The organism is Kribbella sp. NPDC005582 (assembly GCF_040605415.1).
GTDB lineage: Bacteria > Actinomycetota > Actinomycetes > Propionibacteriales > Kribbellaceae > Kribbella.
The window spans coordinates 531,792-555,128 of the sequence record NZ_JBEXCU010000004.1 but is presented as its reverse complement, the minus strand read 5'-3'; the positions used below and the strand labels follow the sequence as shown (position 1 = coordinate 555,128).

At 67.1% G+C, this 23,337-nt stretch carries 26 protein-coding genes and 1 tRNA gene; 19 read left to right on the top strand and 8 right to left on the bottom strand.

Annotation, left to right across the window (positions count from 1 at the left end; all coding sequences use genetic code 11):
• The first annotated feature begins 63 nt into the window (after positions 1-63).
• From ABZS29_RS25815 to ABZS29_RS25785, 7 genes are all read left to right on the top strand, one after another.
• Positions 64-243, top strand: a complete 180-nt coding sequence (locus tag ABZS29_RS25815; RefSeq protein WP_355465351.1) for a hypothetical protein — start codon at positions 64-66, stop codon at positions 241-243.
• 78 nt (positions 244-321) lie between these two features.
• Positions 322-477 (top strand): hypothetical protein, encoded by a 156-nt coding sequence (locus ABZS29_RS25810; RefSeq protein ID WP_355465349.1) that lies wholly within the window; start codon positions 322-324, stop codon positions 475-477.
• A gap of 1 nt (position 478) precedes the next feature.
• Entirely contained in the window at positions 479-1,090 is a 612-nt protein-coding gene (nadD, locus tag ABZS29_RS25805) for a nicotinate-nucleotide adenylyltransferase (RefSeq protein ID WP_355465347.1), read from the top strand.
• An 8-nt stretch (positions 1,091-1,098) separates the two neighbouring features.
• The gene (gene rsfS / locus ABZS29_RS25800) at positions 1,099-1,485 is read left to right on the top strand and encodes a ribosome silencing factor (protein ID WP_355465345.1); all 387 of its coding nucleotides are present in this window, start codon (positions 1,099-1,101) and stop codon (positions 1,483-1,485) included.
• On the top strand, positions 1,482-2,129 hold the full coding sequence (locus tag ABZS29_RS25795) for a histidine phosphatase family protein (RefSeq protein ID WP_355465343.1): 648 nt from the start codon (positions 1,482-1,484) through the stop codon (positions 2,127-2,129). The genes rsfS and ABZS29_RS25795 overlap by 4 nt, the downstream gene beginning before the upstream one ends.
• A 409-nt stretch (positions 2,130-2,538) precedes the next feature.
• Positions 2,539-2,611 (top strand) — tRNA-Ala (locus ABZS29_RS25790).
• 425 nt (positions 2,612-3,036) lie between these two features.
• Complete coding sequence (locus ABZS29_RS25785) at positions 3,037-3,468, top strand: nuclear transport factor 2 family protein (RefSeq protein WP_355465341.1); 432 nt, start codon at positions 3,037-3,039, stop codon at positions 3,466-3,468.
• 250 nt (positions 3,469-3,718) lie between these two features.
• Here ABZS29_RS25785 and ABZS29_RS25780 read toward each other — a convergent pair whose 3' ends face one another.
• Both ABZS29_RS25780 and ABZS29_RS25775 read right to left on the bottom strand, forming a co-directional pair.
• Positions 3,719-4,609, bottom strand: coding sequence for an NmrA/HSCARG family protein (locus ABZS29_RS25780; protein WP_355465339.1), 891 nt, complete (start codon positions 4,607-4,609; stop codon positions 3,719-3,721).
• A gap of 119 nt (positions 4,610-4,728) precedes the next feature.
• The gene (locus tag ABZS29_RS25775; protein WP_355465337.1) at positions 4,729-5,154 is read right to left on the bottom strand and encodes a MarR family transcriptional regulator; all 426 of its coding nucleotides are present in this window, start codon (positions 5,152-5,154) and stop codon (positions 4,729-4,731) included.
• 613 nt (positions 5,155-5,767) lie between these two features.
• On the opposite strand from ABZS29_RS25775, the gene ABZS29_RS25770 reads away from it, so the two are divergent.
• From ABZS29_RS25770 to ABZS29_RS25745, 6 genes are all read left to right on the top strand, one after another.
• A complete protein-coding gene (locus ABZS29_RS25770; RefSeq protein ID WP_355465336.1) occupies positions 5,768-6,619 on the top strand; it encodes an alpha/beta hydrolase in 852 nt (283 codons plus the stop codon).
• Positions 6,620-7,013: 394 nt separating this feature from the next.
• Complete coding sequence (locus ABZS29_RS25765) at positions 7,014-7,973, top strand: alpha/beta hydrolase (protein ID WP_355465334.1); 960 nt, start codon at positions 7,014-7,016, stop codon at positions 7,971-7,973.
• Positions 7,974-8,115: 142 nt separating this feature from the next.
• Positions 8,116-9,606, top strand: a complete 1,491-nt coding sequence (locus tag ABZS29_RS25760; protein ID WP_355465332.1) for a cellulase family glycosylhydrolase — start codon at positions 8,116-8,118, stop codon at positions 9,604-9,606.
• A gap of 57 nt (positions 9,607-9,663) precedes the next feature.
• On the top strand, positions 9,664-10,275 hold the full coding sequence (locus ABZS29_RS25755) for a GNAT family N-acetyltransferase (protein WP_355465330.1): 612 nt from the start codon (positions 9,664-9,666) through the stop codon (positions 10,273-10,275).
• Between the two features lie 132 nt (positions 10,276-10,407).
• Complete coding sequence (locus ABZS29_RS25750; RefSeq protein ID WP_355465328.1) at positions 10,408-10,710, top strand: hypothetical protein; 303 nt, start codon at positions 10,408-10,410, stop codon at positions 10,708-10,710.
• A gap of 41 nt (positions 10,711-10,751) precedes the next feature.
• Positions 10,752-11,291, top strand: a complete 540-nt coding sequence (locus ABZS29_RS25745; RefSeq protein ID WP_355465326.1) for an N-acetyltransferase — start codon at positions 10,752-10,754, stop codon at positions 11,289-11,291.
• A gap of 12 nt (positions 11,292-11,303) precedes the next feature.
• Here ABZS29_RS25745 and ABZS29_RS25740 read toward each other — a convergent pair whose 3' ends face one another.
• The 3 genes from ABZS29_RS25740 to ABZS29_RS25730 form a co-directional block, all read right to left on the bottom strand.
• Positions 11,304-11,765, bottom strand: a complete 462-nt coding sequence (locus tag ABZS29_RS25740; protein ID WP_355465324.1) for a hypothetical protein — start codon at positions 11,763-11,765, stop codon at positions 11,304-11,306.
• 85 nt (positions 11,766-11,850) lie between these two features.
• A complete protein-coding gene (locus ABZS29_RS25735; RefSeq protein WP_355465322.1) occupies positions 11,851-12,660 on the bottom strand; it encodes a hypothetical protein in 810 nt (269 codons plus the stop codon).
• Positions 12,661-12,757: 97 nt separating this feature from the next.
• A complete protein-coding gene (locus ABZS29_RS25730; protein ID WP_355465320.1) occupies positions 12,758-13,492 on the bottom strand; it encodes a phosphotransferase in 735 nt (244 codons plus the stop codon).
• A gap of 84 nt (positions 13,493-13,576) precedes the next feature.
• On the opposite strand from ABZS29_RS25730, the gene ABZS29_RS25725 reads away from it, so the two are divergent.
• From ABZS29_RS25725 to ABZS29_RS25700, 6 genes are all read left to right on the top strand, one after another.
• Positions 13,577-13,945, top strand: coding sequence for a hypothetical protein (locus ABZS29_RS25725; RefSeq protein WP_355465318.1), 369 nt, complete (start codon positions 13,577-13,579; stop codon positions 13,943-13,945).
• Entirely contained in the window at positions 13,930-14,295 is a 366-nt protein-coding gene (locus ABZS29_RS25720; protein ID WP_355465316.1) for a YciI family protein, read from the top strand. The genes ABZS29_RS25725 and ABZS29_RS25720 overlap by 16 nt, the downstream gene beginning before the upstream one ends.
• 4 nt (positions 14,296-14,299) lie before the next feature.
• Positions 14,300-14,653, top strand: a complete 354-nt coding sequence (locus tag ABZS29_RS25715) for a DUF2200 domain-containing protein (protein ID WP_355465314.1) — start codon at positions 14,300-14,302, stop codon at positions 14,651-14,653.
• A gap of 82 nt (positions 14,654-14,735) precedes the next feature.
• Positions 14,736-16,199, top strand: a complete 1,464-nt coding sequence (locus ABZS29_RS25710; protein WP_355465312.1) for an FAD-dependent oxidoreductase — start codon at positions 14,736-14,738, stop codon at positions 16,197-16,199.
• Between the two features lie 93 nt (positions 16,200-16,292).
• Positions 16,293-17,225: an ATP-binding cassette domain-containing protein gene (locus ABZS29_RS25705; RefSeq protein WP_355465310.1), complete on the top strand. Its 933-nt coding sequence runs from the start codon at positions 16,293-16,295 to the stop codon at positions 17,223-17,225.
• Entirely contained in the window at positions 17,222-17,962 is a 741-nt protein-coding gene (locus tag ABZS29_RS25700; protein WP_355465309.1) for an ABC transporter permease, read from the top strand. The genes ABZS29_RS25705 and ABZS29_RS25700 overlap by 4 nt, the downstream gene beginning before the upstream one ends.
• Here the strand turns inward: ABZS29_RS25700 and ABZS29_RS25695 are convergent.
• From ABZS29_RS25695 to ABZS29_RS25685, 3 genes are all read right to left on the bottom strand, one after another.
• Positions 17,946-21,032 (bottom strand): BTAD domain-containing putative transcriptional regulator, encoded by a 3,087-nt coding sequence (locus tag ABZS29_RS25695; protein WP_355465307.1) that lies wholly within the window; start codon positions 21,030-21,032, stop codon positions 17,946-17,948. The two genes, ABZS29_RS25700 and ABZS29_RS25695, sit on opposite strands and share 17 nt — an antisense overlap.
• A gap of 19 nt (positions 21,033-21,051) precedes the next feature.
• The gene (locus ABZS29_RS25690) at positions 21,052-21,975 is read right to left on the bottom strand and encodes an acyltransferase domain-containing protein (RefSeq protein WP_355465305.1); all 924 of its coding nucleotides are present in this window, start codon (positions 21,973-21,975) and stop codon (positions 21,052-21,054) included.
• Between the two features lie 250 nt (positions 21,976-22,225).
• Positions 22,226-23,332 (bottom strand): FAD-dependent oxidoreductase, encoded by a 1,107-nt coding sequence (locus ABZS29_RS25685; RefSeq protein ID WP_355465303.1) that lies wholly within the window; start codon positions 23,330-23,332, stop codon positions 22,226-22,228.
• Between the last annotated feature and the right edge of the window lie 5 nt (positions 23,333-23,337).

Below are 23,337 nucleotides of genomic sequence, written 5' to 3'. Positions count from 1 at the left end.
GCATGATGCCTGATCTGCCTTTAATTCGTTTGTGTGAGCCTAGTCTTTAGCGTAGAATTTGAGGTGTCGGGGCCGGTCCGCCTCGATCTCGCCGTACAACCCAGTGAAGGAATCATGATCACCCCCGACGTCGCCCGTGCCCACATCGACGAGATGCACCGTGTCGCCGCGCAGTACCAGCGCGCAGCCGGCGTGCCCTCGCTCTGGCGCCGGCTGCTGACCCGTCACATCCGCCACAGCTGATCCACCTCTCGCGCGACCGGATGGCTCTTGGTGCCACCGGTCGCGCTCGTGCGTCCGGCCACGAGATAGGCTCTGTCCATGCTCAAGCTTGTCGTGCCGCAGCTCGCGGCCCTCGAGGAGGCCGCCGAGGCCTCCCACATCTCGCCGTGGTGGTACGGCGGGTTCGCCCTCTTCGTCCTGGTCCTGCTGCTGCTCGTCACGGTGATCATGGGCAAGGGCCGGCCGCACAGCTGATATGACTGCCGTCGAGCGGGTCCGCCGGCTGGGCGTGATGGGCGGGACGTTCGACCCGATCCACCACGGCCACCTCGTCGCCGCCAGCGAGGTGCAGGCCTACTTCGATCTGGACGAGGTCATCTTCGTCCCGACCGGCCAGCCCTGGCAGAAGCTCGACCGTGACGTCTCCGCGGCCGAGGACCGGTACCTGATGACGGTGATCGCCACCGCCTCGAACCCACGGTTCTCGGTCAGCCGGGTCGACATCGACAGGCCGGGACCGACGTACACGATCGACACGCTGCGCGACCTGTCGGCGCTCTACCCGGACGCCGAACTGTTCTTCATCACCGGTGCCGACGCGCTGGCCCAGATCCTGACCTGGCGCGACGTCGACGAGATGTTCAAACTCGCGCAGTTCGTCGGCTGTACCCGGCCCGGGACCGACAGTCTCGAGCTGCCGCTGGACAAGCTGCCGATGGACCGGATCACCTTGCTGGAAGTCCCGGCGCTGGCGATCTCGTCCACCGAATGCCGCGCCCGGGTCGCCAAGGGCAACCCGACCTGGTACCTCGTCCCGGACGGCATCGTCCAGTACATCGCCAAGCGCGAGCTCTACACCAACCGTTAGGACTGTTAATGCCAGCCTCAGAACGCGCCATCGAGCTGCTGACCGCGGCCGCCGAGGCGGCCCACGACAAGAAGGCCGAGAACGTTCTCGCCTTCGACGTCTCCGAGCAGCTCGCCATCACCGACGCCTTCCTGGTCGCCTCCGCCTCCAACGACCGGCAGGTGCGCGCCATCGTCGACGCCGTCGAGGAGAAGCTCCGCGCCGACTTCGACGCCAAGCCGGTCCGCCGCGAAGGCGCCCGCGAGGGCCGCTGGGTCCTGCTGGACTACCTGGAGATCGTCATCCACGTCCAGCACGACGAGGAGCGCAGCTTCTACTCCCTCGAGCGCCTCTGGCGCGACTGCCCGATCATCAAGCTGCCCTCCGCCGTCCCCGGCGCAGGCTCGGCCGAATGACCGCTGGCCGACTGATCGTCTGGCGGCACGGCCGGACCGAGTGGAATCTGCAGGACAAGATGCAGGGCCAGGCCGACATCCCCCTCGACGAGGTGGGTATCGGCCAGGCCCGCGCCGCCGCCGCCCGCCTCGCCGCGCTGGCCCCCACCCGCCTGTTCTCCAGCGACCTCCAGCGCGCCGCCGCCACCGCAGGCGAACTGGCCCTCCTCACCGGCCTCAAAATCGAGTACGACGAGGCCCTCCGCGAGATCGACGTCGACGACTGGGCCGGCCTCACCCAGGCCGAGTTCCGCGCCCAGTTCCCCGAAGCCGCCGCCCGCATCCGCTCCAACGCCCCCCAACGCCGCGGCACCGCCGGCGAAACCGTCGAAGAAGTAGCCACCCGCTTCGCCGCCGCCCTCCACCGCATAGCCGACCAAGGCACCGCCGAAGACACCATCGTCATAGCCACCCACGGCATGGCCGCCCGAGTAGGCATCTGCCACTTCCTAGGCATCCCCCAACCCCACTGGCCCTCCTTCGGCGCCCTCTCCAACTGCAACTGGGTCTCCCTCCTCCCCAACCGCACCCCCGGCTGGCGCATAGAGGAATGGAACGCCGGCTCCCTCCCCGAACCAGTCCTCTCCGACGACCCCCAACGCTAAGGACCCCGCCGGCACCGCAAACCGGACACCGCTCCGCCGCGGCAGTTCCTCTAGTCACCTCCGGTGACGCGCCGTGCCCGCCGCCTGTACTCCTGCCTGCATCGGGCCAACCGCTGGCACTCCCGCCGCCAGAACATCGCTCCGCAACGAACCACTTCGGCCACCTCAGCCGGACCGCCACCACTCACCAACTCACCAACCTGGGTGGCGATGGGTCGCGCTCCCGCCTGGATGCTCCAAGGCATGGCTCGCAGGTGCAGGTTAGACAGTGTCTGGAGTCCGCGAACGCAAGCCAGACACCCCCTCCACCCGTGTCACCTACCTCACCCCACCCACCACCCCCTCCCGATTTTTCTTCTCCGCCCCCCATCCGCTAAACTTCCGGAGTCGCAAGGAACTACAACACCGCGGGGCTTTGGCGCAGTTGGTAGCGCGCTTCCATGGCATGGAAGAGGTCAGGGGTTCGAATCCCCTAAGCTCCACCGCAAGAAACAGCAGGTCAGAGGGCACTTTCGCCCCCTGGCCTGTTTTCGTTAAAGGGCCCCAGTGGGAGCCGAAGGGTGCGGGTCGAAGAGAGCACAACTCGCCATCAACGCTCGCACCCTGCCGCTGTATCACCCCTCCGAACCTGAGGTCGGCAGCTGTCGGGGCGATGCGGGAGGTTTGTCCGCGCGCTTGATATCTACGTCGGCCATTTGTCCCACTAGGACGACGAGTCGATGCGCCGCGGATCTCTGCAAGTGATCAGGCGCCCAGTGCAGCCCGGACAGGTTCCTTGCTGAACCGGGAATCGGTTCCCTTGCAGACCGGATTCCGCACGCTTGACGATCTTCTTGAGTGCACCGGCTGCAGCCTGAGTAGTTCGGGCCTCCAGGGTCAGATGATCCGACTGCCGTGGGGAGAAGCCGTGAAGGATGTCGAGCTCGACAAGCTCATCCAGCAAGACCATGAAGCGTCGACAGCGTTCTGCTTGGGCGATCCCGAGCCGAAGAAGCGGCTGTACTCGCAGAGCGGCGATGCCACCTTGGCCAATCCCATCGGACCGCCGGCGCGTGGATGGCAGCAGGTCGTTGCAGTGTTGGACGCCGCGGCCGCCCTGCTGCGCGATGGCAAGCCGACGGAGTTCGAGCGTATCTCTGAGTTCGAGACAGCCGACTTGGCGTACATCATCGAGATCGAGCGGACCACGGTGAAGATCGGCGGCGCCGAAGAGCGGTCGTCGGTGGCGCTTCGCGCGACCACGATCTTCCGACGGGAGGAGGCCGGATGGAAGATCGTGCATCGTCACGCAGATCCCATCACCACACCGCGCCCCGTTCAGTCAATCGTGATGCGGTAGGGCGCGCTGCCCACGCCCGAACCGATCGTGGTCCAATCTTTGGCAATCAGGATCGCGAAAACTCCTTGTAGATAAGGGGATAGACGTCCTGCCGCGTATGCCGCCAAGGCGACCCCCAACCATGACACGGAAGCGGGTCAGGGTTCGAATCTCCTATGCTCCACAAGAAGTACAGGCCGGTCACTCTTGAGTGACCGGCCTTTGTCCTGAGGCGCCGCCTGTATGCGAGACACGGCGTACGCCTGGAGTATCAGGAACGGACTAGGTCCGCGGGGACGGTCCAGCCGGTGGAGCGGATCCACTCGGCCAGGTCCCGGGTGGTCGGCTCGATCGCCTTCACTGCTGCGACGTCTGCCGGGGATTCGGACGCCTTGGCGAACTGGCGGAACATCACCTGGTCGAGATCGTTGCCGAGGACACTCACTGGCAGGGCCTCGTAGCGTGACGGGAGTCCGGCGTGCGCGCCGAACGCGGCGGCGATCTGGGGGCCTGTGGGCTCGTCGCCGATGACCTCGATGGCTCCGCCGGGCACATCGGCGGTGCCGAGCAGGATCGCGGCGGCGACCTGGCCGATGTCCTTGATCGAGATCATCTTCAGAGGGACGTCGTTCGGCAGCGGCAGCCTCACCACGATCGTTCCGTCCTCCAGACTCGGCGCCATCACGGTTGCGAAGTTCTCCATGAAGGCGACCGGGCGAACCATCGTGGCCCTCAGGCCGGAAAGCTTCAGGTATTCCTCGATCCGGTGCTTCGAGTCGTGGTGCGGCACGCCCGTTTCGCGATCCGCTCCGGCGACCGAGTTGAACACGACGTGTGGCACGCGCGCTGCCGCCGCCGCGTCGACGAGGGCGGTGCCGACTCGGACCTCCTCCTCGATCTCCTCGAGGCTGTTCGCCTCCGGGGTCATGAAGTAGAACGCGCCGACCGCCTCCAGCGCGGCGACCGTTGACGCCGGGTCGTCGATTCGGACGGTCGCCAGCTCGACGCCTCGGGCGGCCAGCGCCTGCGATCGATCGGACTCCGGCGTGCGGACAAGGGCCCGCACCCGCGCTCCCCGGGCGAGGAGCGCGTCGACGACCGCCCCGCCCTGCTGCCCCGTCGCACCGAAGACCGCGATCGCACCGTTGTCCCGCGTGACCATGTCATCACCTCTCGCTAGGCCTGCCATGAACCCTGACTAGTTCACGACATGAACAATACTAGTTCACGTCGTGAACTGATGTCCGGCATGGGGGTGCCCAGGAGAAACTGTGCGGTAGGTCAGGACGAGGTGTTCGCCGAGACGCCCGACGTGTCCACGATGGCGGTGGCCAGCCGTTCGAGGTCGCGCTGGTCGTTGGCGTCGAGGTTCTCTGCGATGTCGGGCAGGCGCTTGGTGGTCTCGGCGAACACCGCCTCGGCGAGCACCTTCCCCGTCGGCGTCACGCTGAGCATGATGACCCGCCGGTCCTGCTCCGAAGTCACTCGCTTGACCAGGTCGCGCCGCTCGATGCGATCGACGAGCTGGCTCAGCGCGTTCTTGGTCATGCCGAGCGCGGCCGCGAGGTACGCCATCTGCCGCGGCTCGTCCTTGATCGCGCACAACAGTGTGGCCTGCAAGGAAGTCAGGTCGTACTCCGCGCAGATCTGCGCGTACCTCCGCTGGATCAGGACCGAGAGCCAGAACAGCTTATCGCCGTACTCCACGCCGCCGCCCCTCGTCTGGTGCCGAACGCCCAGTCTACCGACGCCGACCGGCGTGGCCCGACCGTCCAGCTGTCAGTGAAGTCCGCCTGCCTGACCTGGAGCGCCGCGAGCCGTTCGCGAAGTCCCGACGCTCGGCCCATCCGACCGGACCCGACGATACTGCGGTTCAGTGCGGTGAGGTCTTGTACTACGACGAGGTCGTGAAGGGGACAGTGCCCGCCGGAGGCGGCTACGCGGGCATCTGGACACCGGCGCACTTTCGTAAGGAGCTCGGCGTCGCCTTGAAGAAGAAGTTCCCTGGGCAAGCCGACGACTCCAGCTCGACGGTGTTCCGCATTGACTCCAACATGGCGCGTGTGGAGGCGGACGTCGCACCACCATCACTGCCACTACGACTTCGCCGAGGGAACCTACCGGGAAGGTGCTCGGGTCTTCAAGACGGTCGGATCCAACCTCACCAACCGTGCTCAGCAGCTTGCCAACGGGACATGACCTCCACCGCAAGAGCCTGTTTTGTATGAGAGCCGGGTGGGAGAGATCTGGGAGAACCGCCGACAGGCTCTCGAACGTTCGAGCCTTACATCGAGCGGGCGGGGAATCGTAGGGTCCGTTCATGCTGCTGTCGGTGGATGCGGGGCCTTGGCCGTTCGAGGTGGTTCCGGCGGTTCGGTACTGCAGGCTGCGGGATCGGCCGGCGTGGGAAGCGGATCTTCATCTGGACCTGCTCAGGCCGCAGGGTGGCAGCGGCGTACGGACTCCGCTGGTCGTCTACTTTCACGGCGGTGGATGGCAGGCAGGTGGACGCGAGCTGGGGATGTATCCGTGGATCAACCCTGTCCTGGCCGCGAACGGCATCGCCACAGCGAGTGTCACTTATCGCCTCACAACGAGCGATCCGTTTCCGGCTCAGCTCGAGGACGCACAGGCAGCGACCCACTGGCTCTTGGGTCACGCTGACGAGCTTGGATTCGACCCCGATCGGCTTGGTGTCTGGGGCGATTCGGCGGGCGGGCATCTGGCGCTGCTGCTCGCAACTCAGCCGGCGACGCGTGTGCGAGCCGTCGTCGCGCGCTGTGCACCCACCGACTTCCGTGATTGGCACCTCGCTGATGAGGACCAGCCGGGATCCGTCTTCTATCGCTTCTTCGGCGGACCCAACAGCGCCGACACCGCGCTCCGAGCCGCTGCCAGCCCAGCGCGATACCTCGAATCATGCGAGCCGGGCGGCGCAACCTTGCCGCCGATGCTGCTGTATCACGGCGATCGGGACGAGACGGTCCCGTATGGCCAGAGCCTCGACTTCGCCCGCACCGCCCGCTCTATCGGTGCCGATATCACCCTGCGCACGATTCGCGGCGGACATCACAACCTGACTGCGGACCAAAATGCGCCATGGACCAACCAGCCTTGGGAAACTCTCGCCTTCGAAGCCCGACGCTTCTTCATGCGTCACCTGACCAACTAGCCCTTGGGTGGAAGAGTCGATCCCGGGACACGGTGCCTGCGAACTACCTACGATCGGGAGGGGGCGCATTCCCAAGTGGCCAGGGTGTAGGTGCGTCCTTTGTCCGTGGCGCTCTCGGGCTGTGTGCTCGTGAGGTGGCCGGGCTTCAAGGATGAGCCGGGGCACACCCAGTGCCGTGAATGCGTGCTCGGCGACCGCTCGCGGCGCGAGCCGTTGGCCGCCGCGGGCCGGGATCTTTTCAGGCCCGACGCTGGTCCGATTCTGTTGTCGTTGGCAACTAATCTGAGATGGCATGATCGTCTCCCGCGGGTCCACCGGTCGGCCGGTTCGGCTGCCGGCGCAGTTCCGGAGGTACCGGTCACGAGGTGGCCGGTACCGGCGCTTGGGTGGAGGTATGAACTCACTGACAAACCGCACCGACTTCCCCGAGCCCACTGTGATCGCCGTCAACGGCGTGGAGCTGGAGGTCTTCGAAGCAGGCCGACAGAACGCCGGGAAGCCTGTCGTGCTCTGCCATGGGTGGCCGGATCTCGCGTTCACCTGGCGTCATCAGGTGCCTGCTCTGGTCGCTGCGGGCTACCACGTCATCGCCCCCAATCAGCGCGGCTACGGCAACTCGTCCCGGCCGGCCGAGGTGGGCGCCTACGACGTCGCGCAGCTGGCCGGCGATCTGGTCGCACTTCTCGATCACTACGGCTACGAGGATGCGATCTTCGTCGGCCATGACTGGGGGGCGATGGTCGTGTGGAGTCTTACGTTGTTGCATCCGGGGCGGGTGAGCGGGGTGATCTGCCTGAGCATGCCGTACCCGGTGCGCGGGGAGACGCCCTGGATCGAGTTCATGGAAGCGGTGCTCGGCAGCGACTTCTACTTCGTCCATTTCAACCGGCAGCCTGGCGTCGCCGACGCGGTGTTCGAGGAGAACCCGGCCCAGTTCCTTCGCAACCTGTACCGCAGGAACGAGCCTCTCAAGGAGCCGCAGCCAGGGATGGTGATGATCGATGTCGCCCGAGCGGAGTCTCCCTTCGGAGAACCCTTGATGAGCGACAGCGACCTGGCCGTCTACGTGTCGGCCTTCGAGAAGTCCGGGTTCACCGGCGGCATCAACTGGTACCGGAACCTGGATCGCGACTGGCACCTGCTCGCCGACGTCGACCCGATCATCCACCAGCCCGCCCTGATGATCTACGGCGACCGCGACGCTGTGGCCAAGGCCGAGAGCCTCGCAGAGTTCGTGCCCAACGTCGAAGAGGTCCACCTCGACAGTGGCCACTGGATCCAGCAGGAGAAGCCCGAAGAGACGAACCTGGCGATCCTGGACTGGCTGGCACGACACGACGTCACTCCGGCCTGAGGCCGGACCTGCTGGCCACGGTTCTGGACCGAGACCTTCACGTTTCGCGACATGTTCGCTACGGTGAGTTTGGGAGCGCTCCCAAGCGATCGACCCAGCTGTGGAGCGTCCCATCTCCGCCCATCCGCCCTAAGGAGTCTTGATGTCGAGAAGAGTCGGAAAGCGCCGCATCGCGGTCACCGCATTGGCTGCCGTGGGGGCCATGGCGTGCACGGTCCTAACGGCGGCGGTGGGTACGGCGTGGGCGGGTGACGCGAAGGCGGCCGCGTTCGCGTGTCGAGTCGACTACACGACCAATGACTGGGGCAGTGGGTTCGGTGCCGAGGTAGCCGTCTCCAACCTTGGTTCGTCGGCGGTCACGGGGTGGACGCTGACCTACAGCTACGCCGGCAATCAGACTCTTCAGCACGGCTGGAACGGCAACTGGTCCCAGTCGGGCAACAAGGTCACGGTCACCAACGCGAGCTGGAATGGCACCATCCCGGCGGGTGGACTCGTCAAGGCGGGGGCGAACTTCTCCTACAGCGGCAGCAATGCCAAGCCAACGGACTTCGCCGTCAACGGCGCCGCGTGCACTGGCACAGTTCCGCCGGTCGACGGTCCCGCGCCGGCGCTGCGTGTGGCCGGCAACAAGATCGTCACCGCGGACGGTACGCCGTACCGGCTGCTGGGGGTGAGCCGCTCTAGTGGCGAGTTTGCCTGCGTGCAGGGCAAGGGCATGTGGGACGGCGGTCCGGTGGACCAGGCGTCGGTGGACGCGATGAAGGCCTGGAACATCCATGCGGTGCGGGTCCCGTTGAACGAGGAGTGCTGGCTGGGGGTCAACGGCTCACCCGGGGGCGTCGCCTACCAGCAGGCCGTCAAGGACTACGTGGATCTGCTGGTGAAGAACGGCATCAACGTGATCCTCGACCTGCACTGGACGTGGGGCGCCTACGCGACCGGGCCGGAGTGGCACTGTAAGGACGAGCATGCGGTGTGCCAGAAGCCGATGCCGGACGCCCGGTATGCCCCGCAGTTCTGGACCGGCGTCGCCACTGCGTTCAAGGGCAACAATGCCGTCGTCTTCGACCTGTTCAACGAGCCGTACCCGGAGATCGCCAGCGACTGGAACAAAACCCTCGGCTGGCAGTGCTGGCGGGATGGGGGCACCTGTACCGGCCTGTCCTACGAAACTGCCGGCATGCAGGACTTGGTCGACGCGGTGCGAGCCACCGGCGCGACCAACATGCTCATGCTCGGCGGTCTGGAGTGGGCCAACGACATGCGCGAGTGGCTGGCTCACAAGCCGATCGACCCGTTGAACAACATCGCGGCATCCTGGCACGCCTACAGCTTCAACGCCTGCGCCGCCGAGTCCTGCTGGGACAGCCAGATCGACCCACTCGCACAGCAGGTCCCGGTCGTCATTGGTGAGTTCGGCCAGGACAACTGCGGCTTCGACTACATGCAGGGGTTGGTGGACTGGGCCGACGCGCACGACATGAGTTACCTCGCGTGGACCTGGAACCCGTGGGGGTGCAGCACGGGTGCCGTGCTGATCAAGGACTGGAACGGCACACCCGAGCCCGGCGTCGGCGAGGGCTTCAAGGCCCATCTGCTCAGCCAAGACCCTTACGATACTGTCCGATGATTGCTCCCGTTTGAGCTACGGACGCTGATCGTCCGGAATCGGGCGTACGTTGGCGGCATGGGTGACTTCACGATCAAGGGGCTGACGCCGGAGACGTTCGATGACTTCGCGGCGCTTGTCGAGCGGAACAAGGGGATGTTCGCCAGTTGCTGGTGCACGCATTTTCATCCTGACTGTGCGGAGAAGGCGCAGAGTGCCGAGGGGAATCGGGCGCTGAAGCAGCGGCTGGTGGCTGAGGGGATTGCGCACGCGGCGCTGGTGTACGACGGTGATCGGGCTGTCGCGTGGGCGGAGTACGGGTCGCCTGAGGAGTTGCCGAATATCCAGCACCGTAAGGAATATGTGGCTACTGCTGAGCGGCTACCGGACTATCGGGTGACCTGCATCCTGGTTGAGAAGAGCTATCGCGGTCAGGGATTGGCGGCGGTGGCGTTGCGTGGGGCTGTTGAGTTGATCGCGCGGGCCGGTGGTGGGGTGGTTGAGGGGTATCCGCATGACACTGGTGGGGTGCGGAAGAAGAACTCGTCGTTCCTCTACAACGGGACCCGCGCGATGTATGAACGTGAGGGGTTTAGGTATGACCGGCCCAAAGGGCTGGGCAACTGCGTGATGGTGCGCGAGGTCGCCGCCCAGCCGAAAACGAGAGCTTCAAACGTACGGCGCCCTTGACAAGCGGATTCGGGCGGGCTGGCGTGGAATCTACAACTTGGCTTGGGGGGATTACTGATGCCAGTACAAGAACGAGTTACGGATTACACCGTTGCCGTGTTGAGGAACGATGTGGTCGCCTATCAGCAAGTCGTGCGACTGACGACTGAGACCGGGCACCACGTGTTCATCGGGTTTCCGGCCGTACCGCCGTCGCAGTGGCTCACGCTCACGGGGACGGACACGACCGTGTACCTGCAGGCGGGGGAGTTCGATCGGATTCATCATCTGCTGCAGACGGAGAACCCGCTGTATTTCACGGCGCTCAGTGTCGTCGGGCTGCGAGCGTTCAACCTGACGACGGCTCAGGAGCTGCCCGGTGAGGGGCCTGCGGATGACGACGCGCTGGCTCAGCTTGCCGCCAAGCTGCGGCACGGTGGGGAGGCCGGCGACTAAACCGGGTGCGGGTGGCTGGGGTCGGGCCTTAGCCTCCGGGCATGGAGCTTCGGGAAGAGTTGCCAGGTGACCGCGAGGTTGTGCGGGATGTACAGGTGCAGGCGTTTGGTGACCATGGGCTTGTGGTGAGTGAGCTGGTCCAGACCCTGCGCGGCACCCAGGACGCGCTGTCGTTGGTCGCCGAGGCGAGTGGCGAGGTCGTCGGGCATGTGATGTTCACACGGAGCTTGCTGGATGCGCCTCGGCGGCTTGTGGACGTGCAGGTGCTCAGTCCGTTGGGAGTTCTGCCGGAGCATCAGAAGCGCGGACTCGGTACGGCGCTGGTCCGGCGCGGACTGCAGATCCTCGCGGAGCGGGGCGTGCCGGTGGTCTTCCTGGAAGGCGATCCGGGCTACTACTCCCGGCTCGGCTTTGTGCGCGGCGACGGCCTGGGCTTCCGGAAGCCGTCGCTGCGCATCCCCGATGGTGCCTTCCAGGCGCTCGCGCTGCCGTCGTACGAGCCGTGGATGACCGGCACCCTGGTCTACGCCGAGGCTTTCTGGCAGCACGACGCAGTTGGCCTCCGCGACCCCAACGTCTAGGTCACAGCCGGACTACCACTTGGGTCCGCAGTGGTGGGCTTCGCTGGTGGTGTTGGTGAGGCAGGCGCGGATGTAGAGGTTCTTGATGTTGCTCTTGACCCAGTCGCCGTCGGCGGTGGCCCAAGCTGTCCACGCGCGCTGGCTCGACGGCGGGACGTCGTAGTGGGTGTCGCCGTCGGTGCCGGTCCACTCCATGCGGATGGTCGCGCCCGCGTCGTTCGCCAACGTGTCGGTGACGTCCCAGGTGACGAAGGTGTCGTAGTAGCCGTTGCCTCGGGACTTCCAGCACAGGGTGGCGGTGACGTAGGCGCCGCCGCCGTTGTTGTCGTTGTCGGCGTAGACCGTGCGGCCGCTGGGATAGCCGGTGGCGTTGCACAGGCCGGGCGCTGCATAGGCGGGCTGGGCGACGAGTATGCCTGCTGCGGCGGCGGTCAAGGCGACCAGGGCACCGGTGAGGGCACGACGAAGCTTCATATGACGAACTCCCTAACAGTTGTGCGAGCCCTGATCTTGTCAGGTCGGGGTGGCAAAAAGACCCGCACAAAGCTCGGCGCATGGCTCAAGAGGCAGGCGGGTTGAGGCAGCCTCCGATGAAGTACAGCAGGGCGAAGGTGATGTCGCCGCCGTCGGGATGTGTGACGACCTCGGCGCCGTCTTGGGTCAGCTTGTCGGCCTTGTCCCGGAGGCCTTCGGCGTACTCCTGCCAGGCCATCGCGGGAGCGAAGCGGCTCCTCGCGGCGGATGCGATCGCGTTGAGGAGCACGCCTGATCGCATCTCGTCCGGATTGGGGATCTGGTCGACGTACGACAGTTTGACCGTGCCGGCGTTGAGGTGGTTTGTGACCACCTGTCGTTCGTCGTCTCGCATGTAGTACCGCCAGGCGAGTTCGCAGGCTGTTTCCTGCAGGACGTCCTTGCCGAAGTCCCAGATGGCATCCTTGGCATCGTCGGTCAGGACCTCGCGCCGGGTGTAGTTGATCAGCTCCGCTATCTCCTGGACGGCGGATACGCGCTTCGCCGCCATGGCGGTCGTCACCGTGTTGACCCCGTTGTAGAACGTGATCCGGGCCCGGACCCGGGCCGCGGCGGCTTGGACCTCCGCCTGAAGCTCCGGCGACATCTTCTTGATCTGCTCCGGTGGCGGCAGTTCGTCCATCGTCTTGGTCAGTGACTTGTTCGTCGTGCGGAAGACGTCGTCGCCGCCTCTGATGGTGCCCTTGATCGGATCGTCCAGCTGACCGGCCTTCCCGATCCAGCCCTTCACGGCTGCTATCTCGGCAGCGGTGGGCTCGCCGCACGACTGGAGCGGAAGTACGGCCAGTACGACGGCAACGGTCAATGCCAGCCGCCTTGTGCCAGCTGAAAACATCATGGCCCCCTGAATCTCTCCCCTTATCCGGAGAGTGATCCTCGGCGCCGCCGTCGTCCAGATCTGACGGAGGTTCGGAGCGGATTGTTACGTTGAGCTACATCCGGGCTCTCAGTACGTCGAACTCGCAGCCCGGCGTATCGGGATCGAAGCCGTGTTCGATCAGCCAGCGGGAGGCGGAGAGGCTGCGGAGGGACCACCAGGCTTCGATGACGGTGTGGTCGGCGGGGCCGTAGCCGGCCAGGAGGTGGGGGAGACACTCCTCGTGGCCGAGAGTCAGGACGGCCAGGTCGAAGAGGGGGTCGCCTTGGGCGGCTTCGGACCAGTCGATGATGCCGGTGACGGAGTCGGCTTCGGTGAAGATGTGGGTGATCTGAAGGTCGCCGTGGATGAAGGCGGGGGTGTAGGGGCGGAAGGCGGCTTCGGCGATCTCGCGGTTGCGGCGGACCAAGGCCTCGGGCAGTACGGCGTTGGCGATCAGCCAGTCGCATTCGGTGTCGAGGCGGGTTCGGATCGCGTCGAGGCTCTTGCCGGGCCAGGGTGGGAGCGGGGCGTCGTGCAGGCGGCGAACGGCGGCGCCGGCGGCGGCCCAGGCGGCGGGGGAGGCGGGCGAGGGTTCGCCCAGTACGCCGAGGGCCGTGCCGCGGACGGCGGCCAACGCCAGCGCGGGTGGGTTGTGCCACAGAATCTCGGGGGTCGGGACCGGCACGACGGCCATCGCCTCGACTTCGACGTCCAGGTTGGCCTGGTTCGCGTCGACCTTCAGGAAGACGTCACCGATTCGGAGGGTCGTGCGCTCACTGTGGGCGACGACGATCTGCACTTCATCCACACGGCGAGTATCGCGGGAAGCCTGGCGCGGCGCAGGGTATTTTCCGCTTCAGCAAGCCACACCGACCCCGACTCCTAGGACGACATGACCCTGAACTGGTTGTTCCTGATCTTCATCCCGATCGTCGTGCTGCTGGTGGTCGGCCCGATCATGATCCTCAAGGCCCAGCGCCGAGGTATCCCGGGCCCCGGCCCGGCCCAGGCCGGCCCGCAGCCGCCGGCCCTCCAGCAGGCGCCGGGAGAGACCCGCGAAGACTTCGTACGGCGCAACTGGAACCGCTCCGGTGTCGTCGCCAACGGCGAGACCCTGGTCGACCTCTACGACCGCATCCGCGCCCTCGAAGCCCGCTTGGCCGAGACTGACCTGTCGAATCAGCCCGACGCGGTTCGTTGCAGGGTTGAGGTGGCCGGGCGGCCGCCAGAAGTGAGAGGGCCGAGATGGCGAAGTACCTGATTTCGTTCGACCGTGGCGCGATGGACCACATCCCCGAGGAGGACTTCCCGCAGGTAGCTGAGGACTCGCATGCGGTTTGCCGGGAGGCCAAGGAGGCGGGGGTGCTGCTCTTCACCGGCGGCATCCACTACAGCACCGACGACCCCCTGTACGCCGCGGAGCCGGCCGTGGTCGACACCGACGGCATGATCACGGACGGGCCGTACCCGGAGACCAAGGAGCTCATCGGCGGCGTGTTCGTCATCGAGGTGCCGACCCGCGAAGAGGCCCTGAAGTGGGCCGCCAAGGTCGCCGTGGCCTGCCGGTGCGCCCAGGACGTCCGCAAGTTCATGTACGACCCAGAGGTGTGATGCCTTGACGAAACCCAAGCTCTACACGATGAGCTTCGCGCGCGTCTATCCCCTGTACGTCGCCAAGGCGGAGCGAAAGGGCCGGACCAAGGCCGAGGTGGACGAGGTCATCCGCTGGTTCACCGGCTACACCCAAGCCGGCCTGGACGCGCAGCTGAGCAAAGAGGTGGATTTCGAGACATTCCTGGCCGAGGCACCCGAGCTGAATCCTGCTCGGGTGCTCGTCAAGGGGATGATCTGCGGCATCCGCGTCGAGGAGATCGAGGAGCCGACGATGCGCGAGATCCGGTACCTCGACAAACTGGTGGACGAGCTCGCCCGCGGCAAGGCGATGGAGAAGGTGCTGCGCGCGCTGTGACAGCGCCGCGTCAGAGCTGCAAGCGCGTCGTGCAAGCCGGTACTGCGACGTTCTCCCTGTGACTCAAGGACAGGGAGAACTCATGTACGACGTGGCAATAGCCGGTGCCGGCCCGGTGGGACTGTTTCTGGCGTGTGAGCTCGGTCTGCGCGGATGCTCGGTGATCGTGCTCGAGCGTGAGCCGGAGGCCGGATCCGCGTGGCGGGCAGCGCCGCTGGGCGTGCGCGGACTGATGGCGGCGTCGATGGCCGGCTTCTACCGGCGCGGAATGCTGAGAGAACTGCTGGGCGTCGACGAACTCGCGGACCAGCCGACCGAACTGCAAGGTGTCGGTCACTTCGCCGGCATCATGATCGATCCCACCAAGATCGACGTCGCGGCGATGCCGTACCGGCTGCCCACGCCGGCGCCGGAGGCGATGATGACCGATCTCGCCCACGTCGAGGCGGTTCTCGAGGAGCGCGCGATCAAGCTCGGCGTCGAGATCCGCCGCGGTACGACGGTCACCGACCTCACCCAGTACGACGATCACGTAGCGGTCCGGGCCGGAGAGACGGAGTACACGGCGCGCTGGCTGGTCGGCACCGACGGCGGCCGCAGCACGGTACGACGCCTCGCAGGCTTCGAGTTCGTCGGAACCGAGCCGCTCTTCACCGGCTACACGATGCAGGTCGAGGTCGACGACCCCACGAAGCTCAACCCGGGCTTCAACCCCACCCCGCACGGCATGTACCTGGCGATGCGGTTCCCCGGCCACATCGGCGTACTGGACTACGACGGCGGCGCCAACCACCGGACCCCGGATCTGACCAAGGAGCACCTGCAGGAGGTTCTGCGACGGGTCTCGGGCACCGATGTGACCGTGACCGAGGTACACACCGCCTCGACCTACACCGACCGCGCGATGCAGACCACGACGTACCGGAGGGACCGCGTGCTGCTGGCAGGGGACGCCGCACACATCCACTCGCCGCTCGGCGGGCAGGGTCTCAACACAGGTCTCGGCGACGCGATGAACCTCGGCTGGAAACTCGCCGCGACCATCCAGGGGCACGCTCCCGACGGTCTGCTCGACACCTACACCACCGAGCGGCACCCGATCGGCGGGTGGGTCCTCGACTGGACCCGCGCTCAGGTGACGGTGCTCAAACCGGGTCCGCACGGTCAGGCCCTGCAAGGGCTGATGCGCGAGCTGCTCGACACCCCCGACGGCGCTCAGTACATCTACAGCAAGATTTCCGGCATGGTGAACCGCTACGACCTCGGTAGCGAACACCCGCTGGTCGGCCGCGTCGCCCCGGAGTTCCGGCTCGAGGACGGCACCCGCCTCGCCGACCTGATGGAAGACGGGCACGGCGTCCTCCTCGACTTCACGGGACAGCTCGGCGGCCTGGACCTCAACAGCCACATCCGGTACGCCGCCGGCCCAGCCACCGACGATCTTGGTCTGGACGCGGTGCTGATCCGCCCCGACGGCGTGGTCGCGTGGGCCGGCGACGCCGACCGGAACGCCTTCGAGCAGGCCGCGAAGCGGTGGTTCGCCTGACGATCACGCTCAAGCCGTTGGCCTGAACCGGTGCCGGCAGGCGTGTCAGCGCCGTGTCAGGGCGGTGTCTGACCACCTGCCGATGCTGGATGCATGAGAGAAACGGCGATTGCAGTCTCGGGACTGCGCAAGGCATTCAAGGACAAGATCGTCCTCGACGGCATCGACCTGGAGGTCCCCGCGGGCACGGTCTTCTCGCTGCTCGGCCCGAACGGCGCCGGCAAGACGACCACCGTGCACCTGCTGACCACGCTGATGCAGGCCGACGCCGGCACGCTGAAGGTCGCCGGGTACGACGTCGGCACCGACGCGAAGGCGGTCCGCAAGTCGATCGGGGTGACCGGGCAGTTCGCGGCCGTCGACGAGTTGCTCACCGGCCGCGAGAACCTGGAGCTGATGGTCGATCTGAGCCCGGGCACCGACCGCAAGGTGGTCGACGAGCTGCTGGAGCGGTTCGACCTGACCGAGTCCGCGGCGAAGCCGGCCTCGACGTACTCGGGTGGGATGAAGCGCAAACTGGACCTGGCGATGACGCTGGTCGGCAGTCCGCGGATCATCTTCCTCGACGAGCCGACGACCGGGCTCGACCCGCGCAGCCGGCGGACCATGTGGACGATCATCCGCGAACTGGTCGCCGACGGCGTGACCATCTTCCTCACCACCCAGTACCTAGACGAGGCCGATCAGCTCGCCGACCAGGTCGCCGTACTGGACCAGGGCAAGTTGGTTGCCCAAGGCACCCCGGACGAGCTCAAGCGGCAGATCCCCGGCACGCATGTCCGGCTCCGGTTCGCCGATGGCGAGCAGCTCGCCGCGGCCGCGCAACTCTTCGCTGACGCCACTCGGGACGACGAGTCCTTGACGCTTCGCATCCCCAGCGACGGCGGCACGAGCTCGCTGCGCGATCTGCTGAACCGGCTCGACGAGTACGCACTCAGCGCCGAGGAGTTCTCGGTGCACACTCCCGATCTCGATGACGTCTTCCTCGCCCTGACGGGCCACGCCACGGAGGTTCCCGCAGCATGAACTCGACCCTGACCATGGTGCGCCGCGACGTGAAGCACCTGACCCGCAACCCCGCCACGATCTTCAACGCGATCCTGATGCCGGTCGTGATGATGTTCATGTTCGTCTACCTGCTCGGTGACGCGTTCAGCGTGGGCGTCGACTACGTCGACTACGCGACCCCCGGCATGATCCTGCTGGCGGTCTGCTACGGCCTCGGCGGTACGGCGGTCGCCGCGAACGCCGACATGACCAAGGGCATCATCAACCGCTTCAAGGTGATGGACGTCCCGCGCTCGGCCGTCCTGACCGGCAAGGTCGTCTCCAGCGTGCTGATCAACCTGATCGCGATCGTCGCGCTGCTCGGCGTCGCTTTCGCGCTCGGGTTCCGGCCGTCCGCCGGCCTGGTCGACTGGCTCGCCGTCCTCGGCATCGTCCTGCTGCTCGCGATCGCGGTCGGCTGGTTCACGGTCGCGCTCGGTCTGTCGGCGAAATCGCCCGAGACGGCCGGAATGGCCGCCGTGCCGCTGATCATGCTGCCGTTCTTCAGCAGCGCGATCGTCCCGGCCGACAAGATGGGACCCGGTGTCCGGCAGTTCGCCGAGTACCAGCCCTTCACCCCGATCATCGAGACCGTGCGCGGCTTCCTCAACGGTGGCGCGCAGAACTCCGACGTCCTCCAGGCCGTTGCCTGGTGCATCGGAATCGCGATCGTCGGCTACTTCTGGGCGTCGTCGACGTTCACGAAGCGAGCGTGACCGCGGTCAGCTGGTTCCAGTCCGCTTGCGCACCTTCCGCAGCCGCCTCGGCGTACTTCTCGTCGCCGAGGCGGTTGCGCGTTTCCTGTTCGATCCGGGCCAGGTCCGGATTCGACCGATCGGGCAGCCCCCGTACGGCGGTACTTGCCGCCAGCAACCGTGCGGCGTCGACGTACTGCTCACGGCGGACCGCGTAACCGGCCACGCCGACGAGCACCGCCGCGATCATGTTGGCGTGCCCGGTCTCGGCCGCGGCCGCGCAGGCCGCCGTCCAGTGTTCCCGAGCCTCGTCGAGATCGTCGGCGATGGACCCGCGCAGTTCATGGATCAAGGCGCGAATGTTCGGCTGGTTCGCTTCCTCGCCGAGCAGGGCGGTGATCGCGTCCACCTGCGCAGCCACCTCGTCGGCGTCGCCACGCCAGCGAGCCAGCGTCGCCTTCGAGAAGGCCATCTGCGCGAGCGCACCCGGCCAGTTCACCTGCTCTGCAAGGCGTTGCGCCTCGGCGATCGCCGCCGCGCTGTGCTCGGGGTCGTCGAGCAGCCAGTACAGCTCGGCCTGGCGCGAGCGCATCCGGACCAGGTCGTCGGTGCCACCGATCTCGGCGATCACCTCGATCGCGTGCTCGTAGTGCGCGCACGCGGCTGCGAACTCACCACGGGTGGCGATCCGGTCGGACAGTTCGGAGAGCGCGAACGTGATGCCGAACCGCTCGCCGAGCGCCTCGAACTCGGTGACCGCGGCCTCGAGATACCGGTCCGCCTCGTAACCGCCGTGGCCGAGGATGGCCCGCATCTTGCCGAGTTGCAGGTGCGCGATGGCGCGGACCCACGGCTCTTCGCTGTCCAGCAAGGGTTCCCAGGCCGGCAGGAAGTCGCCGGGAGACTGCAGCATCCGCTCCAGCGGCTCGACCAGCTGCAGCATCGGGTTGACGAGCTGACTGCGTTGGCCGAGCCGGTGGATCTCGTGGATCCACTCCCGGGCCAGGTGTTCGTCACCCGGACCCGAGTTCAGGAACAGGATGAACAGCGCGTAGACCAGGGCGCGGATCTCGTCGCTCACCTCGCCCGGAATGTCGATGGCGGCCTTGATCAGGTCGTTGCCCTCGGCCTTGTGTCCGCTCAGCCACCAGTACCAGCCGGCCGCCGCCGCGAGCCGCATCGCCGGCTCGGCCTCACCGGCGGCGATCGCGCTGCGCATCGCGGCGCTGAGGTTGTCGTGCTCGGCGGCGAGCACCGCCAGCCACTCGAGCTGCTCGGCCCGGCGAAGGTGCGGGTCCGCGGTCTCGGCCAGCTCTGTGAAGTAGGCGAGATGCGCGTGCCGGATCAGTTCCGCCTCATCCGCCTCGACGAGTCGTTGCGCGGCGTACTCCTTGATCGTGCCGAGCATCCGGTACCGCGGCGCCTGGTTGCTGTCGGCAACCACGAGCGACTTCTCGGTGAGCGCCGTGAGGAGCTCCAGCGCGTCGTCGGTGCCGCAGACTTGCTCGGCCGCAGCCAGGCTGGCGCCGCCCGCGAAGACCGAGAGTCTGCGCAACACCATCCGCTCGTCATCGCTCAGCAGTTGCCAGCTCCAGTCGATCACCGCACGCAACGTGCGCTGGCGGGGGAGCGCCGTACGGCTTCCGCCCGTCAGCAACCGGAAGACGTCGTCGAGCCGATCCGCGAGCTGGTCGAGCGACATCGTGCGCAACCGCGCCGCGGCGAGCTCGATCGCCAGCGGCATCCCGTCCAGCGCCCGGCAGACCCGAGCCATCGTCGCGAGGGTGTGAGCGTCGGTCCCAAGATCCATCCGTACGGCGCTCGCCCGGTCGCGCAGCAGTTGAACGGCCGGCGACGACTCAGCGTCGGCATCGGTCGCCGGCAGAGCCAGCGGTACGACGCGCCACAGCGCCTCGCCGGTGATGCCGAGCGGCTCCCGGCTGGTCGCGAGAATCCGCAGCCGCGGGCATTGCCCGAGCACCCGCTCGGCGAACCGGGCCGCCGAGTCGATCACATGCTCGCAGTTGTCCAGGATCAGCAGCGCCTCCCGCTCGCGGAACGCGGCGATGAAACGGTCGGTCGGGTCCACCTCCGACGCGTCGCCGAGCAGGCCATCGCGCAGGCCGAGGGTCGCGATCGCCGTCTGGGCGACGTCCGCCTCGGTGCCGATCGGCGCGAGCTCCACGAACCACACACCATCAGGCAGTACGCCGCTCAGCGTGCGACCGGCCTCCGTCGACAATCTCGTCTTGCCGGCCCCGCCGGGTCCGATCAACGTGGTGAGCCGGTGCGCGGCGACCAGTTCGCGGACCTCTTTGATGTCGGCTGCCTTGCCGATGTAGCTGGTGAGTTCCGTGCGGAGGTTGGTCTCGCGCTTCGGCTCCTCACGCCGTACCGACTCGCCGCGGAGCAGCGCGACGTGCAGCTCGGACAACTCCGGCGACGGATCGACGCCGAGCGTGTCCACGAGGGCATCCCGCGTGCGCTGGTAGACGAGCAGCGCCTCGGAGTCGCGGCCGCTCATTGAGAGTGCCCGCATCAGCGCGCCGACGAGTCGCTCCCGCACCGGATGTGTCGCGACCAGGTCGGTCAGTTCGGAGACCAGCTGAGCACCCCGGCCGCGCTCGATCTCGGCGTCGAACCAGTCCTCGGCCGCGGTCAGCCGGAGGCCCTCCAACCGCGTGACTGCCGCGTCGAACGCCGTACTGTCTTGCAGGCCGACATCCTGAAGAGCGGCGCCGCGCCACAAGTCCAGTGCTTCCCGCAACCGTCCCTGGCCGACCAGCCGCTCGAAGCGGACCGCGTCGACCGCCTCTGGGTCGAGCACCAGCCGGTAGCCGTCCGGCGTACCGTCGACTGCTCCGCCGGGTAGCACCTTCCGCAACCGCGAAACCAGGCGCTGCAACGCGTTACCCGCCTCCGCCGGCGGTTGTTCGCCCCACACCCAGTCGACCAGCCGCGCTTTCGGAACCACCTGGCCCGCGTCCAGGGCCAGCGCGATCAGCACGCCCCGCAACCGCGCGCCCGGCACGTCCACGAGGACACCATCATCTCCGCGGACCTCGAACGGCCCCAACATCGCGATCTGCACCCCCAGATCCTCGCATCCGCTAGCGGAACGGCCGGATACCGGTCCTGAGGTGAAAGTGGCGTCCGGAGCTCAGGTGACTGACGAAGGCCCGCTGGAGCGTGGTGTCCTGCGGGATGCGCTTCAGATCCTCGGCGGTGAGCCCTCCGTCGGGCGGTGCGAGGTGGAGTGCCAGGCGCATCAGCTCGTGATCGCCCTCGTACGGCGTACTCGGCGGCAGCAGCGGGAGGATCGTGAACCGGCGCTGGAACGTGAGGATGTTGGAATCCGCGGGGAGGTACTCGGCCAGTTGCGGGTCGAGGAGCCACGACGGGCAGACGAACGCGGTGACGGGCTCGTCCGGGTACCACTGCGGGAAGAACTGCCGCGCCGCGGTGATCGACTGCTCCGAGACACCTGCGTCGAGCGGCCCGATCGGCGGGACGTGAACCATCAGCAGATGCCCGCTCACGCCGTCGCCGAGACCGATTTCGGTGCGCGTGAACGAGTGCCGCCCGATCTCGAAGTCCGCCCCGCGGAAGCGCAACGGCGGCCCCCACAACGGCATCAGCCCGACCCCCGACCGACCGTAGATCTCGCGGTGACTGCCCATCACCCCACCCAGCGCGCGAACCGTCGCCCGCGTCACCGCCTCCGGAACCCCGCGCCGCGCATGCACCTCCAGCAACCGCGGCAGCCCGGTCAGCAGCACCCAGGCCCACGCGAACATCCCAACCTGCGTTGACGATTCCGGCACCACCGGCCAAGCCCGGTGCCCGTCCGCCGGAAGCGGCTTCTCCAGATCCCGCTCCAGCTCGCCCGCCAACGCCGACACCAGCACCCACCACTCCGGATCTTCGTCCGGCCGCGCCGCCAGCATCTCCCGCCGATCGCTCTCCCCGACCTCGCAGTACTCAAGCAGCTCCGCCGCGTCCTCCGGAAGCCGCACGTCGCCAGACGCCGTCATCCTCCGGAACCGCGCACAAGCCTCCGCCGAAAACCCCAGCCGCTCCGCCGCCTCACCCGCATCCATCCGCCCACCCCAGCACGCCGGCCGCACCGACCGCACGACTCCTGTGACCTAGCTCACAACTTCCTCGCCGTACCGAAGGACTGTTAATACGTCATCTCGATCGCACCCAAGCCGCCCAGCCCCCACCGCGAACATCCCCCAAACCCCACCCACTAACAGTCCTTCCGTACGCCCGGCGTACCAGTCAGCTGAGGTTGGCGATGCTGGGGTGGCGTTGGCTGTAGAAGGCGCCGGAGACGATGGCGGTCTTGTACTTCGCGGCGAGGCGGCCGGTGAGGACGGCTTCGACGGGGGAGTCGTCGGGGCGGACGAACTGGATGAGGCCGTCGTGGCGGCCGAGGCTGATGCATTGATTGACGTAGCGGAACTTGAGGCCGCGGGGTTCGCGGCCGTTCAGACGGTCGGTGATGGCGCGGATGGCGTGGCCGGCCATGGGGATGCCGGTCGCGCAGGCCATGCGTAGTTCGTGTTGGCCGTCTGGGTGGACGACTGCGGAGTCGCCGATCGCGGAGACCTCTGGGTGGGAGACCGAGCGGAGTGTCGGATCGACCAGCATGCGTCCGTTGTCGTCGACCGCGAAGCCGGCCTTGCGGGCGATGTCCGGTACCTCGAAGCCGGTCGTCCACGCGACGATATCCGCGTTGACTCGGCCGCCGTCGGCGAGCTGCAGCCCGGCCTCGTCGACGGCGACCACTCGCGTGTTCTCGATCCGGGTGATCCCCAGCCGGTTGAAGGCCTTGGCCAGGTGCCGTTGGCCGCGCTGCGACAGCGCTGCTCCGAGCGTGCCCGCGGTGACGAGTTGAACCTTCCGCCCGGGATACGACTCGGCCAACTCGGTCACGGCCTCGAGGCCGGTCAACCCACCGCCCACGACCGCGATCGATCCCTCGCTCTGCAGCCGTTCGTGCAGCCGCTGAGCGCTCGCGACGTCCGCGACCGTGTAGGCGAACTCGCCGACACCCGGCACAGAATCCAGGTCCGCCCGACTCCCGAGCGCATAGACCAGTACGTCGTACGCGATCTCCTGACCCGTTAGCGCGACCACCCGGCGCTCGGCGTCGATGTGCTCAACCCGGTCGACGACGAACTCGACCCCAGTCCCCTTGAGCAGCTCGGCGATCGGCCGCGGCGGCAGCGTCTTGCCCGACGCGAGCTCGTGCATCCGGACCCGCTCGACGAACGCGTCCCGTGCGTTGACCAGCGTCACGCGGCCCTCAGTACGGCGAGCAGCCAGCTTGGCCGCGATCAGTCCGGAGTATCCGGCTCCCAGTACGACGATGTGCGGTGTCATCAGCG

Bases quoted from the DNA above. Each gene is read 5' to 3' on its own strand.
- ABZS29_RS25760 (WP_355465332.1), top strand. From the start codon at position 8,116: ATGTCGAGAAGAGTCGGAAAGCGCCGCATCGCGGTCACCGCATTGGCT.
- ABZS29_RS25745 (WP_355465326.1), top strand. From the start codon at position 10,752: ATGGAGCTTCGGGAAGAGTTGCCAGGTGACCGCGAGGTTGTGCGGGAT.
- ABZS29_RS25810 (WP_355465349.1), top strand. From the start codon at position 322: ATGCTCAAGCTTGTCGTGCCGCAGCTCGCGGCCCTCGAGGAGGCCGCC.
- nadD (WP_355465347.1), top strand. From the start codon at position 479: ATGACTGCCGTCGAGCGGGTCCGCCGGCTGGGCGTGATGGGCGGGACG.
- ABZS29_RS25725 (WP_355465318.1), top strand. From the start codon at position 13,577: ATGACCCTGAACTGGTTGTTCCTGATCTTCATCCCGATCGTCGTGCTG.
- rsfS (WP_355465345.1), top strand. From the start codon at position 1,099: ATGCCAGCCTCAGAACGCGCCATCGAGCTGCTGACCGCGGCCGCCGAG.
- ABZS29_RS25765 (WP_355465334.1), top strand. From the start codon at position 7,014: ATGAACTCACTGACAAACCGCACCGACTTCCCCGAGCCCACTGTGATC.
- ABZS29_RS25795 (WP_355465343.1), top strand. From the start codon at position 1,482: ATGACCGCTGGCCGACTGATCGTCTGGCGGCACGGCCGGACCGAGTGG.
- ABZS29_RS25735 (WP_355465322.1), bottom strand. From the start codon at position 12,660: ATGTTTTCAGCTGGCACAAGGCGGCTGGCATTGACCGTTGCCGTCGTA.
- ABZS29_RS25705 (WP_355465310.1), top strand. From the start codon at position 16,293: ATGAGAGAAACGGCGATTGCAGTCTCGGGACTGCGCAAGGCATTCAAG.
- ABZS29_RS25780 (WP_355465339.1), bottom strand. From the start codon at position 4,609: ATGGTCACGCGGGACAACGGTGCGATCGCGGTCTTCGGTGCGACGGGG.
- ABZS29_RS25710 (WP_355465312.1), top strand. From the start codon at position 14,736: ATGTACGACGTGGCAATAGCCGGTGCCGGCCCGGTGGGACTGTTTCTG.
- ABZS29_RS25720 (WP_355465316.1), top strand. From the start codon at position 13,930: ATGGCGAAGTACCTGATTTCGTTCGACCGTGGCGCGATGGACCACATC.
- ABZS29_RS25740 (WP_355465324.1), bottom strand. From the start codon at position 11,765: ATGAAGCTTCGTCGTGCCCTCACCGGTGCCCTGGTCGCCTTGACCGCC.
- ABZS29_RS25700 (WP_355465309.1), top strand. From the start codon at position 17,222: ATGAACTCGACCCTGACCATGGTGCGCCGCGACGTGAAGCACCTGACC.
- ABZS29_RS25770 (WP_355465336.1), top strand. From the start codon at position 5,768: ATGCTGCTGTCGGTGGATGCGGGGCCTTGGCCGTTCGAGGTGGTTCCG.
- ABZS29_RS25690 (WP_355465305.1), bottom strand. From the start codon at position 21,975: ATGACGGCGTCTGGCGACGTGCGGCTTCCGGAGGACGCGGCGGAGCTG.
- ABZS29_RS25685 (WP_355465303.1), bottom strand. From the start codon at position 23,332: ATGACACCGCACATCGTCGTACTGGGAGCCGGATACTCCGGACTGATC.
- ABZS29_RS25755 (WP_355465330.1), top strand. From the start codon at position 9,664: ATGGGTGACTTCACGATCAAGGGGCTGACGCCGGAGACGTTCGATGAC.